Here is a 13,324-nt window from a genome sequence, read left to right as displayed (position 1 = left end):
CTGGCGACGTCCACCAGACAAGCAGGCCTCGGAAACCGCCGCAACGACCCCCTGTACGAAGCGGAGTCGGATCCGCGCCGAACGGCCCGGGGGTGGGCGCTCGGGTGTTGTCGCAGGTCAAGGCGGACTATGGGGGGATTTGGGAGGGTCTGACCCTCTCCTATTCCACGTCGTACGTGACCTACGTCCTGTGGGGCGCCTCACCCCGGAGCGGCACTTCCGGGCCCTCGAATGTGACCTGGGCCTCGAAGTTCGCACGCCGCGTGGCCCGCCGGAGCGCCTTCAGAAGGGTGCCGCCGACGGTCATCGTCAGGACGACGGTGAGGGCGGCCCTGCCGAGGTCCCAGCCGAGGGAGGTGGCGACGACGTACGCCAGGAAGCGGACCAGGTTCTCGTGCGCCGGCTCCCCGGGCTGGAACGAGATCCCGGTGCCGAGGCCGCCCACCGTGACCCAGCCGTACAGATTGGTGACGGTGCCGTACGCGAACGCCGCCACGAACCCGTACACCGACAGCATCAGCAGCTCGCCCCGGCCCCGGACCCCGTCCCGCGCCGCGCCCGGCAGCAGACCCGCGCCCATGGTGAACCAGCCCATGGCCAGCATCTGCACCGGCATCCAGGGGCCCACACCGCCCGTGAGCAGGGCGGACGCGAACATGGTGACGGCCCCGAGGACGAAACCGAAGCCCGGCCCGAGGACCCGGCCGCTCAGCACCATCAGGAAGAACATCGGCTCCAGGCCCGCCGTCCCCGCGCCGAGCGGCCGCAGCGCGGCGCCGACGGCTGCGAGGACGCCCAGCATCGCCACCGCCTTCGCGTCCATCCCGCAGTCGGCGATCGTCGCGACCACGACCGCGATCAGCAGCGGCAGCAGCGCGGCGAAGAGCCAGGGGGCGTCGGCGGCGTGGTTCGTGACGGCCGAGGCACCGTCCGCGAAGAGCGGCCAGGCGACGGCCATCGCCCCGACGAGGGAGACCAGGACGAGCGCCGCGATCGAGCGGGGCCCGAGACGTACGGGTCCTCTGCTCACCACGCCTCCCTCACCTGCTCGACCGTGAGCCAGGGCTGCGGGGCGAGGATCTTGGCGACCTGCGGGGAGAAGGCGGGTGAGGAGACGACGACCTCGGCCGTCGGGCCGTCCGCGACGACCTCGCCGCCCGCCAGGATCACCACCCGGTGCGCCAGCTCGGCCGCCAGCTCCACGTCGTGGGTGGCGAGCACGATGGCGTGGCCCGCGGCGGCGAGCTCGCGCAGATGGGCGACGAGGCGGGCCTTGGCCGCGTAGTCGAGACCGCGGGTCGGCTCGTCGAGGAGCAGGAGCGGGGGGCGGCCGGTCAGGACGACCGCGAGGGCCAGCGCCAGGCGCTGGCCCTCGGACAGGTCACGAGGGTGGGTGTCGTCCGCCACGCCCGGCAGCAGCTCGGAGACCAGAGCCCGGCAGGTGCCGGGGGCGGCGCCCGTGTCGGCGTCGGCGGCCGCGCACTCGGCACCGACGGTGTCCGCGTACAGCAGGTCACGGGGCTCCTGCGGCACGAGACCGACGTGACGGATCATCTCGCGGGGGTCGGTGCGGTGCGGGGCGTGGCCCGCGACGAGGGCGGTGCCGGAGGTGGGCGGGACGATGCCGACGAGCGCGTTGAGCAGCGTGGACTTGCCGGCGCCGTTGCGTCCCATCAGCGCGACGGTCTCACCCGCGTCGACCTTGAGCTCCACGCGCCGCAGCGCTTCGACCCGGCCGCGGCGGACGCCGAGGGCACGGACGTCGACGAGGTGGTGGGGGGCGGGCGCGGGTGCGTCGGGCAGGGGGCGCGGGCGCCGTCGGAACAGGGAGATTCCCCCATCCCTCCCCTTCCCGAGAGCCTGGCGGGGGCCGGCGGACGGCCGGTCCGCTCCGGGGCCGGCGGCTCGCTGCTCACCGAGGGCGGCGGACTGCTGCTCCCCGGGGCCGGCGGGCGCCTGAGCGCCGGGGGTGGCAGGTGACGCGCCGGGGGTGGCAGGTGATGCGCCGGGGGTCGCAGGAGACAAAGACGCCGAGGCGTCGGGGCGGAGGCCCCCGGCCGGAGTCCGGGCTTCCAGACGGGCCCGGACCGGGCCCGCCGCGCGGCGGGCGTCCCGGACCGTCAAGGGGAGCGGGCTCCAGCCCGCCAGGCGGCCCAGTGCCACCACCGGGGGGTGGACCGGGGAGACCGCCATGATCTCGGCGGGCGGGCCCATGACCCCGTCCGGAAGCAGCAGGACCTGGTCCGCGTACTGGACCACCCGCTCCAGGCGGTGCTCCGCCATCAGGACCGTCGTACCGAGGTCGTGGACCAGGCGCTGCAGCACCGCCAGGACGTCCTCGGCCGCCGCCGGGTCCAGCGCGGACGTCGGCTCGTCGAGGACGAGGACCTTCGGGTGCGGGGTCAGCACCGAACCGATCGCCACCCGCTGCTGCTGCCCGCCCGAGAGCGTCGCGATCGGACGGTCGCGCAGCTCCGCGAGCCCGAGCAGGTCCAGGGTCTCCTCGACCCGCCGCCGCATCACCGCCGGCGCCAGGCCCAGGGACTCCATCCCGTACGCCAGCTCGTCCTCGACCGTGTCCGTGACGAAGTGGGCCTGCGGGTCCTGGCCGACGGTGCCGACCACGTCCGCCAGCTCGCGCGGCATGTGGGTACGGGTGTCCCGGCCCGCCACCATCACGCGGCCCTTCAGTGTGCCGCCTGTGAAGTGCGGCACGAGCCCCGAGACCGCGCCGAGCAGCGTCGACTTGCCCACGCCCGACGGGCCCACCAGCAGGACCAGTTCGCCCTCGGGGACCGTCAGGTCCAGGTCCCGGAGCGTCGGCTCGCCCGCGCCGTACGTCACCGAGACGTTCTCGAACCGGATCACGAAGACTCCTTGGAGACGGGCACGGGGGCCACGAACGCGGGCACCAGGCCCACCAGGATCGACAGAGCGGGCCACACCGGAAGCTCCGGTGCGACCAGCGGTACGACGCCCGGGTGCAACGCCTCGTAGGCGTACGTGTTCGCCCAGATCATCAGCGCCGCCACCGCCACGCCCGAACCGGCGACCAGCCAGGCCCGCGCCCCCCACGCGTCCGGCCGGTACCGGCTCCGTACCGCCCGGCGGCCGCCGAGCCGGAGCCCGGCCATGGCCGCGACGAGACCGGCGACGACCAGCGGCAGCCCGTACCCCGCGCCCTGCGCCGCGAGCAGTCCGTACGATCCGGCGCACACCCCGAGCAGCCCGCCCAGCGTCAGGGCGTTCGTCGTCCGGCGCACGGCCGGAGGCACCTGCGCCGTACGGCCGTACCCGCGGGCGTCCATCGAGGCCGCCACCGCGATCGAGCGCTCCAGCGCGCCCTCCAGGACCGGCAGCCCGATCTGGAGCACCGCCCGTACCCCGCCCGTCGGCCGCCCCCGCAGCCGCCGGGCCGTCCGCAGCCGCACCACGTCGGCCACCATGTTCGGCGCGAAGGTCATCGCCACGACGACGGCGACCCCCGCCTCGTACAGCGCGCCCGGCAGCGACTTGAGCAGCCGCGCCGGGTTGGCGAGCGCGTTCGCCGCGCCCACGCAGATCAGCAGGGTCGCCAGCTTGGCACCGTCGTACACGGCGAAGACCACCTGCTCCGCCGTCACCCGGCCCCCGATCCGCACCCCTTGCGCCCAGTCCGGGATCGGCACCTCGGGCAGCGTGAACAGCTCGTACGTCCCGGGGATCGCCGAACCGAGCAGCACCGAGAACACCACCCGCAGCGCCACCACGAACAGACCCAGCTTCACGAACGCCCCGTAGGAGCGGGCCCACGGAGCGTCCGTGCGGCGGGCCGCGACGACGTAGCCCGCGACCGCGACGATCAGGCCGAGGAGCAGCGGGTTGGTGGTACGGGAGGCGGCGACGGCGAGGCCGAGCGCCCAGAGCCACCAGGCGCCCGCGTGCAGGGCGTTCGAGCGGCTCGCCTCGGGGGCACGGATCATGCGCGTCGGCGGGCCTTCCAGACCGCGGCGCCTCCGAGCACGAGCACCGCGGCTCCGCCCACGACGATCCCGACGGAGGGCCCCCCGTCGTCGTCACCCTTGGCCTCCGGCGCCGGGGTGGCCGTCACCGCGAGATCGCTGTCGGGCCGGCCTTCACCGGACGGCGGGTTCGTCTCCGCCACCTGCTCGCCGCAGCCCTTCGCCGGGTAGCCGGCGATCCCGCACAGCAGGGCTGCGCTGTCGTACCGCAGCGGCTTCGCCACCGCTGCCAGCGCATCCGCGCTCGTGGCGTCCTCGCGGACCTGGGCGCAGCCGGTCTTCACCGGCGGCCGGGGCGGGGCCTCGCCCGGCGGGGCGTCCTGCGGCGTGCCGAAGTCGACGACGACCGCCACCCGCTTGGTGCCGGCCTTCTCCTCCGTACCGCCGCAGACGCCTGCGAAGTCGGGGGCGGGGGTGGGCCGGGCGGCGTCGCTGCTGTCCTTGCTGACCGCGAAGCGGAAGCCGATGGCCTCGCCGTCGGACGGCCGGGCGGTCGCCGGGCCCTGCGTCGCGTACGCCCAGGTCCCGCCGCCGTCGCTCTCCCAGGACGACCAGTACCGGTAGCCGGCGGCCTCGGCGGGAGCGGCGGCGGCCAGCATCAGGGCGACGCCGGCCGCGGCGCCGAGGAGCCCGGCCCTCACTTCTTGCGCCCGCTCACCAGGAAGCCGATGCCGACGCCGACGACCATGCCGATGCCGATGATCCACCACACGTCGAAGGAGCCGGAGTCGTCGTCGCTCGCCGCGGGCGCGGCGGACGGCGAGGCCTGCGGCGCGGGCCCGGTGGCGGCCAGCTCCTTGAGGAGGTCGGTCGAGCCGAAGGCGCGCGGGTCGACGTGCATCGCCTTCGCGGCGAGGATCAGCTGCGCGTACGCGGCGGGGCCGCTCTCCTTCGCCCAGGCGGCGGAGTTCTTCTGGAGCCAGGCCAGCGCGCCGGACGCCTCCTTCGTGGCACCGGTCGCGGCGAGCGCGACGACGGCGTCGGCGGTGTTGCCGTGGTCGGGCAGTTCGGTCGGGTCGGTGGCGCCGGGCATCGGAGGGGTGTTCAGGTGGCCGGTCTTCGCCAGCGCGGCCGCCAGGTAGGAGGCGCCGTTGAGCGCGGCCCGGTCCATGGTGGGCTTCGCCAGGTCGGTGCAGACGGGGCTCTGCTGGGGCTCCACGCCCCGTGCGGTGATGCCCTTGCCGAGCCCGGCGAGCGTGGCGGCGGCGGTGGCGTCGGCGTTCGCGAGCAGCTTGCCGTCCTTGTCGGGCTGGTACGCGAAGGCGCCCGCTCCCTCCGTGGCGGAGCAGGGCACGGCGAGGCCGAGCAGGGCGTCGTACGGGGTCTTGCCCTCGGCGGACTTCACCGCGCCGGGCTTCTCGCCGAGCGCGGTGAGAGCGCTGATGACGATCGAGGTGGAGTTGGCGTCGCTGGGGCCGCCGGGGTTGTAGCCCCAGCCGCCGTCCTTGTTCTGTACGCCCTTCAGCCAGGTCGCGCCGGCCGCGGCCGCCTTGGCGAGGGGCTCGGGGTCGGTGCTCTGGCGCTTGGCGCCGGTGAGCGCCTGGACGGCGACGGCGGTGGCGTTGGTGTCCAGCATGGTGGCCGCGTCGCAGGGCTTGGCGGGGTCCGGGCGGTACGACGCGAAGGCGCCGCTGTCGCACTGCTGCTTCCGCAGCCAGGACACGGCCTCGTCGGCGGGCTGCACCCCGCTGGTGGTCTGGGCGATGAAGGCGAGCGACTGGCGCCACACGCCGTCGTACGTCGGGTCCTTCGTGCCGTAGAGCCCGGCGGGGATCACGGGCGCGGGGGTCGCGGACGGGGAGGGCGCGGCGGATGCGACGGGGGCGACGCCGGTGCAGAGCACCGCTGCGGCGGCGAACGCGGCGGCGCCGCGACGGACGGTGATCATGCGAGCTGTGGCCCTCTCCTGCGGCCGGGCACCGGCACGCTGAGGCACCAGGCTCGGCTCCGTATTCCTCGACGGTGCCGGCGGTCACGTCCCGGGCGGGGCATTCCGGCTTCCGTCCACGGCGGGCGAGGGCGGTCACGGTTGCGGGTCAGTGCCGGATTTGCACCGGCTTCCCCCCGTACGGGTGTGAGGACGACTCGCACACTCTACCGGCCCGTACACCGCCCGACCGGCGGGTGCGAGGCGCCTCACACGTCCGCCCGGACCGAGGGCGGCCGGGGCGTCACACCGCCACGTACGCCACGGGGTCGGTGCCCGGTGCGGCCTCCGCGCGGCCCAGTTTCACGAGGCGGCGCACATGGGCCTCCGCCTCACTGACCGCGATCGTCCGGGAGCCGTACGGGATCTGGTCCCACGGGCGGTTCCACTCCATGCGCTCGGCGAGCTGCCAGGGGGTGAGCGGGGTCGCGAGGAGGCGCAGGAGGCCGGTCAGCCGTTCCTCGTGGTGGTCGAGGAGCTCCCGTACCCGGCCGGCGGCGTCGGTGAAGGCGTACTGGTGGGCCGGGAGCACCTCGGCGACGCCGAGCCGCCCGATCCGCTCCAGCGAGTCCAGGTAGTCGCCCAGGGGGTCGGTGGCCGTCGCGTCGTCCGGGTCCTCGTAGAGGCCGATGTGCGGGGAGATCCCGGGGAGCAGGTGGTCGCCGGAGAAGAGCCGGCCGTGGCCCGGGAGTCCGGCGGGGTGTTCCTCCTCCAGGTGGAGGCAGACATGGCCGGGGGTGTGTCCGGGAGTCCAGACCGCGCGCAGTCGGCGGCCCGCGAGATCGAGGAGCTCGCCGGGGACGATCTCGCGGTCGGGGAGCGCGGAGCGCAGCCCGGGCAGGGTGCTCGCGCGGCCGGTGCGGGCGGCGCGGAGCGGCGCCGTGTGCTCCTCGGGGGCGCCGACGGCGGCCAGCTTGCGGGCGAGGTAGTCGAGCCAGGTGCCGGGTTCGGACTCGCGGGTGCGGCGGACGACGGCGGTGTCGGCGGCGTGCATCGCGATCCACGCGCCGGACGCCTCGCGCACCTGGCCCGAGAGGCCGTGGTGGTCGGGGTGGTGGTGGGTGATGACGACCCCGTGCACGTCGCGTACGGAGGTGCCCAACGCGGTCAGCCCGTCGGCCAGTTCGTTCCAGGACGCCGGATCGTCCCAGCCGGTGTCGATCAGCACGGGCCCGCGGTCCGTGTCGAGGACGTGCACGAGGGTGTGCCCGAGGGGGTTGTCCGGAATGGGTACCCGGATCGACCAGACGCCTCCGCCGTGCTCGGTCACCTGGCTCATGGGCCCTCATCTCTCCGCGACGGCAGGGCGATTGCTCGACCAGGGCCACTATAACGAGAACTGACGATCCGTCAGAGTAGCCCGCGGTGCATTGTCGGGCGCGCGGCGGCCGGGCCTGGGGTGGTGTCCGCGCGGCGGCCGGACACGGCCGCCGCGCGGACATGGCTCAGATCAGTACGTTCTTGTAGAAGATGCTGGAGCGCCGGTCGCCCTCGACGCCGGTGGCGAAGCCGATGAAGAGGCGGGCCTCGCCGGCGTCGGTGCGGTAGACCGCCAGGCCCTCGGGCTCGCGGTGGTGGAGGGTGGAGCCGGCCTTGGTGAGGACGGGGCCCTGCTTCACGGTGCCCGTGTTGATGTCGACGCTGGTGACGTAGGAGTTGCCGTCGCCGGTGGGGGTGCCGTCGCCGGGGTAGGCGTCACCCGTCAGGTAGTACATGTACGAGCCGTAGAGGGTGTAGCCCTGCGGAGTGCCGGGGATCGACGGCTGTGCGAAGTCGACCAGCGGCGACCCGAAGTCGCGCGTCTCGAAGGCGGAGAGGGGGTACACGGCGATGCGCTTGCCCCCGCTGGTGTGGTAGCGCACGATCATGCGCCGGTAGACGGGGTCGACGGAGCAGGTGTACTCGGTGGCCCCGGAGATCGGCCGGTACGCGGCCGAGCCGGCGGGCGAGCCCAGGGTGGTGTCGGCGGTGTACCGGATGGGAGCGAGCGCCGTGCCGTACCCGCCGGTGTTCGCGGCGCACTCGATCCACAGCTCGGTGCCGGAACCGCTCGGCAGCGCGGCGAAGGCGACGCCGTGGCCGAAGCCGTCGAGGTGCATGTACGAGATGTAGTTCCCGTCGAAGTCCATCTTGTTGATGCACAGGTCACCGGCGGACTCGGGGCTTCCGGTCCGCTTGGTCGCCACGAACAGGAACTTGTTCACCCAGTCGAAGGCGAAGCTCTGCTGGACCCGCGCACCGTGCGTGTTCGCGGACCGGAACAGGTCGTGCGACGGCTGCGTGAGATCGAACCGCTTGGTGGCGGCCACCGCGGCGGAGGCGGTCTGGGCGCCGACACCGAGCCCGAGTGCGGCGAGCGAGGCACCTGCGCCGGCGCGTATGAGGCCGCGACGGGAGAGGGGGGAGCCAGGGGTGTGGTTCATGGGGGGAAACTCCAGGCAGGGGTTTGGGGGGAAGGGAAAACGCGATGCTATCCGGCGCAGGAGAGTGGCCGATTGAGGGGTCTGGGTGGTCGGTTGGGGATCCGGCCGCCTTGGTGGCCCGAGTGCCGGTGAGGGCCATTGCCCCCTATAACTAGAACTGATATCAGTTCTGATACACAGTCAGAAACAGTGCGGGTTCCGGGAGGCAGTCGGCCATGACCGAGCTTGTGGAGCACGGAAAGCTGTACATCGGCGGGGCGTTGACCGATCCGGCCGGCGGGGACGTCATCGAGGTGATCTCGCCGCACACCGAGGAGGTCATCGGCCGTGTGCCGCACGCATCCCGGGGTGATGTCGACCGGGCCGTCGCCGCCGCGCGCGAGGCCTTCGACCACGGGCCCTGGCCCCGGATGACGCTCGAGGAGCGAATCGCGGTCGTCGGGCGGATCAAGGACGCCATCGCCGTACGCCACGAGGAGATCGCCCGCTCGATCAGCTCCCAGAACGGCTCCCCGTACTCCTGGAGCGTTCTCGCCCAGGCCCTCGGCGCCATGATGGTCTGGGACGCGGCGATCACCATCGCCCGTGACTTCCCGTACGAGAGCAGGCGCGCCGGCGTACTCGGGCCGATCCTGGTGCGGCGTGAGCCGGTCGGTGTCGTCGCGGCGGTCGTGCCGTGGAACGTCCCGCAGTTCACCGCCGCCGCCAAGCTCGGGCCCGCGCTGCTCGCCGGCTGCACGGTGGTCCTCAAGCCCTCGCCCGAGTCGCCGCTCGACTCGTACATCCTCGCCGAGATCGCCACCGAGGCGGGGCTCCCCGAAGGCGTCCTCTCCATCCTGCCCGCCGACCGCGAGGTCAGCGAGTACCTCGTCGGGCACCCGGGCGTCGACAAGGTCTCCTTCACCGGATCGGTCGCCGCCGGAAAGCGCGTGATGGAGGTCGCCTCCCGCAACCTCACCCGTGTCACCCTCGAACTCGGCGGCAAGTCCGCGGCCGTCATCCTGCCCGACGCCGACGTGGCCACCGCCGTCGCCGGGATCGTCCCCGCGGCCTGGATGAACAACGGCCAGGCGTGCGTCGCCCAGACCCGCATCCTCGCCCCGCGCAGCCGGTACGACGAGATCGCCGAGGCGTTCGCCGCCGCCGCGGGCGCGCTGGTGGTCGGCGACCCGCTCGACCCGGCCACCCAGGTCGGCCCCCTGGTCGCCCAGCGGCAGCGGCAGCGCTCCCTCGACTACATCAAGCTGGGCCAGGACGAGGGCGCCAAGGTCCTGACGGGCGGCGGCCGTCCGGCCGGCCTGGACCGCGGCTGGTACGTCGAGCCGACCCTCTTCGGAGCCGTCGACAACACCATGCGGATCGCCCGCGAGGAGATCTTCGGCCCGGTCATCTGCCTCCTTCCGTACGGGGAGGAGAGCGAGGCGCTCAGGATCGCCAACGACTCCGACTTCGGGCTCAGCGGCAGTGTCTGGACCGGGGACGTCGAGCACGGCATCGACTTCGCCCGCCAGGTCCGCACGGGCACGTTCAACATCAACACCTTCAGCCTGGACATGCTCGGCCCCTTCGGCGGCTACAAGAACTCGGGCCTGGGACGGGAGTTCGGCCCGGAGGGCTTCGGCGAGTACCTGGAGCACAAGATGATCCACCTGCCGGCCGGGTACGAGGGGCCGGGTGGTGCCTGATGGGCGACCGCTGGCATGTGGAGGTCGACCGGGGGGTGTGCATCGGCTCCGGCATGTGCGTGAACCACGCCCCGGACGGCTTCCGCCTCGACACGGCCCGTCAGTCCCACCCGAGCGAACCGGAGTCGGACGCGAACGAGCGGGTGCTGGCCGCGGCCGAGGGCTGCCCGGTGGAGGCCATCCTGATCACGCTGCTCGACAGCGGGGAGCCGGTCTTCCCGCCGGAGGAGTAGCCGCGAGCACTCGTTCACGCGTGCAAAAATCTTCCTCTGACCACGAGGGCAACAGGCCCGCGTGCGCCGAGGATTGGAAGAGTTGTGCGCAAGGCGATGGGGGTGGCGGCCGCGGCCGCCGGTGTGGTGCTGCTGGTGGCGGGTTGCGGCACCGAGGGCGGCGGCTCGGGCAAGAACAAGGGCGGCTCGTCCGCCTCCTCCTCGGGCTCCACGACCGGCGGTACGGAGGCGGGCGGCGGCGAGAGCCCGGATGCGGCCGCGGTACGGCAGGAGATCGGGACCGCGGCCACGGCGGCCGGCTTCACCGAGGACCCCTCGGGCGACGCGGTCCCGGCCGAGCTCAAGAGCTGCATGGTGTCCTGGACGGCCGACGCCAAGAAGGCGGCGGACCCGAAGAAGTCCTACGACGCCACGGTGACGGCGCTGACCGGTGGCGGCTGGAAGGAGGGCCCGGCCACGGAGCAGTCCGGTTCCACCGTCAAGACGCTGAACAAGGGCACCTGGTCGGTCAAGGCCAGCAACCACGGCGCCGCCGGCTTCGCCATCGTGATGTTCATCGGTACGGACAACACCCCGGAGTGCGAGGCCCTGTTCAAGGCCGACCTGGAGAAGAACAAGAAGCCGTAACGGCTCCTGGGGCTCCGTCAGACCGCTCCGCGGCCCTCGGCGGCCGCGGGCGTGGCCGGCCCGCTCGGCGCTCCCGGTGCGTTCTGCGCGGCCGGCCGGCCCTGCCCGGCCTGTCCGCTCGGTGCGGTGAGGTCGATCAGGCGGCAGACCGTCTCGATGTCGATCTTCACCTGTGCGATCGAGGCCCGACCCGACAGCCAGGTGATCAGCGCCGAGTGCCAGGTGTGCTCGATCACCCGTACCGCCGACAGCTGCTGCGGCGTCGGGTGTTCGAGCCCCATCGCGTCCAGGATGATCGCCGTCGTCAGCCGCGAGACCGTGTCCACCTCGGGGCTCACGCTCCGGTCCGCGAACGTCAGCGCCCGCACCATCGCGTCCGCGAGCTGCGGCTCGCGCTGGAGCGCCCGGAACGCCCTCATCAGGGTCTCCGCGACCCGCTCGGCCGAGGTGTCGCCCGCCGGCGGACGCTTCCGCAGCGTCGTGTGCATGTGCTGGAGCTGGTCCTGCATCGTCGCGACCAGCAGATGGATCTTGGACGGGAAGTAGCGGTACAGCGTGCCCAGGGCCACCCCGGCCGCGTCGGCGACCTCGCGCATCTGTACGGCGTCGAAACCGCCCCGCCCGGCGAGCTGCGCGCTGGCGTGCAGGATGCGGCGGCGTCGCGCCTCCTGGCGCTCTGTCAGGGGCGGCGAGGCCGGTCTTTCTTCCGCGGTCATGAAGTCCCGTTCCGTGCGGTGGGGGAGCGACAGTATGGCCGGAGTATGGCGGGGCTTCCGTCGTGGCGCGAATCACCTGATCCGGCTCTTACGGCGGGGCTACCTGCCGGTAGATTCTGTGCTCCTTGAACGATCAAGAACGATCAAGTCTGAAACTTGTTCTAGATTAGCGCGAGCGGTTACGCTCCCGCGAAACGCACGCTTGAAGGGGGCCGCGAGTGACCGCTGAGGCCATAGAGGCAGGCCCCCGCCAGGGCGTCACCGATCACGGTGACATTCCGTTGCGGATCGCTCTCCTCACGTACAAGGGTAATCCTTTCTGTGGCGGTCAGGGCGTCTATGTCCGCCACCTCTCCCGCGAACTCGCCCGCCTCGGCCACCACGTCGAGGTCATCGGCTCGCAGCCGTACCCGACCCTCGACGAGGGTGTGCCGCTCACCGAGATCGCCAGCCTCGACCTCTACCGCTCGCCCGACCCCTTCCGTACGCCGAAGCGGGACGAGTACCGAGACTGGATCGACGCCCTGGAAGTCGCCACCATGTGGACCGGCGGCTTCCCCGAGCCCCTCACGTTCTCCCTGCGGGCCCGGCGCATGCTCGCCGCCCGCCGCGGCGACTTCGACGTCGTCCACGACAACCAGACGCTCGGCTACGGACTCCTCGGCGGCACCCGCGCGCTCGGCGCCCCGCTCGTCACCACGATCCACCACCCCATCACCGTCGACCGGCAGCTGGAGCTCGACGCCGCCGCCGACTGGAAGCGCCGCGCCTCCGTCCGCCGCTGGTACGGCTTCACCCGGATGCAGAAGCGCGTCGCCCGCCGTATGCCGTCCGTCCTCACCGTCTCCGGCACCTCCCGGCAGGAGATCGTCGAGCACCTCGGCGTACGCGACGACCGCATCCGGGTCGTCCACATCGGTGCCGACACCGGCCTCTGGTCCCCCGACCCGTCCGTCGCCGAGATCCCCGGCCGGATCGTCACCACCTCCAGCGCCGACGTCCCGCTCAAGGGCCTGATCCACCTCGTCGAGGCCCTGGCGAAGCTCCGTACCGAGAACCCCGCCGCGCACCTCGTCGTCGTCGGCAGGCGCGCCGAGGACGGGCCGGTCGCGCAGGCCATCCAGCGGTACGGACTCCAGGACGCCGTCGAGTTCGTCAAGGGCATCTCCGACGCGGAGCTGGTGGACCTCGTCCGCTCCGCCCAGGTCTCGTGCGTGCCCTCGCTGTACGAAGGCTTCTCCCTGCCGGCCGCCGAGGCCATGGCGACCGGGACGCCGCTCGTCGCCACGACGGGGGGCGCCATCCCGGAGGTCGCGGGGGCCGACGGCGAGACGTGTCTGGCCGTGCCGCCGGGTGACGCGGACGCCCTGGCGACCGCGCTCGGCCGGGTCCTGGCCGATTCGGAACTCCGCGCGCGGCTCGGGGCGGCGGGGCGGGCGCGGGTCCTGGAGCGCTTCACCTGGGCGCGTGCCGCGCAAGGCACCGCGGACCTCTATCGCGAGGCGATCGCCCGCCAGGGCGCCCGGGTGCGCGGAGGCGCCGGGTGACCCCTCGCCGTGTGCGCCGGGTGCGGCCGGGTGGATGGGGTGTGCCCGCCCTTCCCCGAGCTTTCGGCTCCGCACGGGCAGGGGGGACCCCCGTCGCCGTGCGGAACGCCTGCCCACCACCCAGCGCCGCCCCGCAACCTCCCGTCAACACCGAAAGCAGGACCC

The 13,324-nt window shown here is 73.2% G+C and carries 12 protein-coding genes and 1 riboswitch; of the genes, 4 read left to right on the top strand and 8 right to left on the bottom strand.

Annotation, left to right across the window (positions count from 1 at the left end; translation table 11 throughout):
- Positions 1-181: 181 nt before the first annotated feature.
- The 7 genes from ACFY8U_RS23535 to ACFY8U_RS23505 form a co-directional block, all read right to left on the bottom strand.
- The gene (locus ACFY8U_RS23535) at positions 182-1,030 is read right to left on the bottom strand and encodes an ECF transporter S component (protein ID WP_389573180.1); all 849 of its coding nucleotides are present in this window, start codon (positions 1,028-1,030) and stop codon (positions 182-184) included.
- Entirely contained in the window at positions 1,027-2,868 is a 1,842-nt protein-coding gene (locus ACFY8U_RS23530; protein WP_389573178.1) for an ATP-binding cassette domain-containing protein, read from the bottom strand. The genes ACFY8U_RS23535 and ACFY8U_RS23530 overlap by 4 nt, the downstream gene beginning before the upstream one ends.
- The gene (locus tag ACFY8U_RS23525; RefSeq protein WP_389573175.1) at positions 2,865-3,962 is read right to left on the bottom strand and encodes an energy-coupling factor transporter transmembrane component T; all 1,098 of its coding nucleotides are present in this window, start codon (positions 3,960-3,962) and stop codon (positions 2,865-2,867) included. The genes ACFY8U_RS23530 and ACFY8U_RS23525 overlap by 4 nt, the downstream gene beginning before the upstream one ends.
- Positions 3,959-4,600 carry an SCO2322 family protein gene (locus ACFY8U_RS23520; RefSeq protein WP_389573298.1) on the bottom strand — a complete coding sequence of 214 codons (642 nt, stop codon included), beginning with the start codon at positions 4,598-4,600 and terminating at the stop codon, positions 3,959-3,961. The genes ACFY8U_RS23525 and ACFY8U_RS23520 overlap by 4 nt, the downstream gene beginning before the upstream one ends.
- Positions 4,601-4,638: 38 nt before the next feature.
- Positions 4,639-5,889 (bottom strand): prenyltransferase/squalene oxidase repeat-containing protein, encoded by a 1,251-nt coding sequence (locus tag ACFY8U_RS23515; protein WP_389573171.1) that lies wholly within the window; start codon positions 5,887-5,889, stop codon positions 4,639-4,641.
- 98 nt (positions 5,890-5,987) lie between these two features.
- A riboswitch (cobalamin riboswitch) is annotated at positions 5,988-6,065 on the bottom strand.
- Between the two features lie 107 nt (positions 6,066-6,172).
- Entirely contained in the window at positions 6,173-7,207 is a 1,035-nt protein-coding gene (locus ACFY8U_RS23510) for an MBL fold metallo-hydrolase (RefSeq protein WP_389573169.1), read from the bottom strand.
- 166 nt (positions 7,208-7,373) lie between these two features.
- Positions 7,374-8,351, bottom strand: coding sequence for a teichoic acid biosynthesis protein C (locus ACFY8U_RS23505; protein ID WP_389573167.1), 978 nt, complete (start codon positions 8,349-8,351; stop codon positions 7,374-7,376).
- Between the two features lie 215 nt (positions 8,352-8,566).
- Here ACFY8U_RS23505 and ACFY8U_RS23500 point away from each other — a divergent pair, with 215 nt between their 5' ends.
- From ACFY8U_RS23500 to ACFY8U_RS23490, 3 genes are all read left to right on the top strand, one after another.
- A complete protein-coding gene (locus tag ACFY8U_RS23500) occupies positions 8,567-10,036 on the top strand; it encodes an aldehyde dehydrogenase (RefSeq protein WP_389573164.1) in 1,470 nt (489 codons plus the stop codon).
- On the top strand, positions 10,036-10,269 hold the full coding sequence (locus tag ACFY8U_RS23495; protein ID WP_361593572.1) for a ferredoxin: 234 nt from the start codon (positions 10,036-10,038) through the stop codon (positions 10,267-10,269). Before ACFY8U_RS23500 ends, ACFY8U_RS23495 begins: the two co-directional genes overlap by 1 nt.
- A gap of 84 nt (positions 10,270-10,353) precedes the next feature.
- Positions 10,354-10,896, top strand: coding sequence for a hypothetical protein (locus ACFY8U_RS23490; protein WP_389573161.1), 543 nt, complete (start codon positions 10,354-10,356; stop codon positions 10,894-10,896).
- Positions 10,897-10,913: 17 nt separating this feature from the next.
- Here ACFY8U_RS23490 and ACFY8U_RS23485 read toward each other — a convergent pair whose 3' ends face one another.
- A complete protein-coding gene (locus ACFY8U_RS23485) occupies positions 10,914-11,612 on the bottom strand; it encodes a TetR family transcriptional regulator (RefSeq protein WP_389573160.1) in 699 nt (232 codons plus the stop codon).
- 218 nt (positions 11,613-11,830) lie between these two features.
- Between ACFY8U_RS23485 and ACFY8U_RS23480 the strand changes: the two genes are divergently transcribed.
- On the top strand, positions 11,831-13,159 hold the full coding sequence (locus tag ACFY8U_RS23480; protein WP_361434807.1) for a glycosyltransferase family 4 protein: 1,329 nt from the start codon (positions 11,831-11,833) through the stop codon (positions 13,157-13,159).
- Positions 13,160-13,324 lie beyond the last annotated feature (165 nt).

The sequence above is a fragment of the Streptomyces sp. NPDC012508 genome, from assembly GCF_042902595.1.
Taxonomy (GTDB): domain Bacteria; phylum Actinomycetota; class Actinomycetes; order Streptomycetales; family Streptomycetaceae; genus Streptomyces.
This window is presented reverse-complemented; position numbering and strand designations above follow the sequence as displayed.

Bases quoted from the DNA above. Each gene is read 5' to 3' on its own strand.
- ACFY8U_RS23525 (WP_389573175.1), bottom strand. From the start codon at position 3,962: ATGATCCGTGCCCCCGAGGCGAGCCGCTCGAACGCCCTGCACGCGGGC.
- ACFY8U_RS23520 (WP_389573298.1), bottom strand. From the start codon at position 4,600: ATGCTGGCCGCCGCCGCTCCCGCCGAGGCCGCCGGCTACCGGTACTGG.
- ACFY8U_RS23515 (WP_389573171.1), bottom strand. From the start codon at position 5,889: ATGATCACCGTCCGTCGCGGCGCCGCCGCGTTCGCCGCCGCAGCGGTG.
- ACFY8U_RS23510 (WP_389573169.1), bottom strand. From the start codon at position 7,207: ATGAGCCAGGTGACCGAGCACGGCGGAGGCGTCTGGTCGATCCGGGTA.
- ACFY8U_RS23505 (WP_389573167.1), bottom strand. From the start codon at position 8,351: ATGAACCACACCCCTGGCTCCCCCCTCTCCCGTCGCGGCCTCATACGC.
- ACFY8U_RS23500 (WP_389573164.1), top strand. From the start codon at position 8,567: ATGACCGAGCTTGTGGAGCACGGAAAGCTGTACATCGGCGGGGCGTTG.
- ACFY8U_RS23495 (WP_361593572.1), top strand. From the start codon at position 10,036: ATGGGCGACCGCTGGCATGTGGAGGTCGACCGGGGGGTGTGCATCGGC.
- ACFY8U_RS23485 (WP_389573160.1), bottom strand. From the start codon at position 11,612: ATGACCGCGGAAGAAAGACCGGCCTCGCCGCCCCTGACAGAGCGCCAG.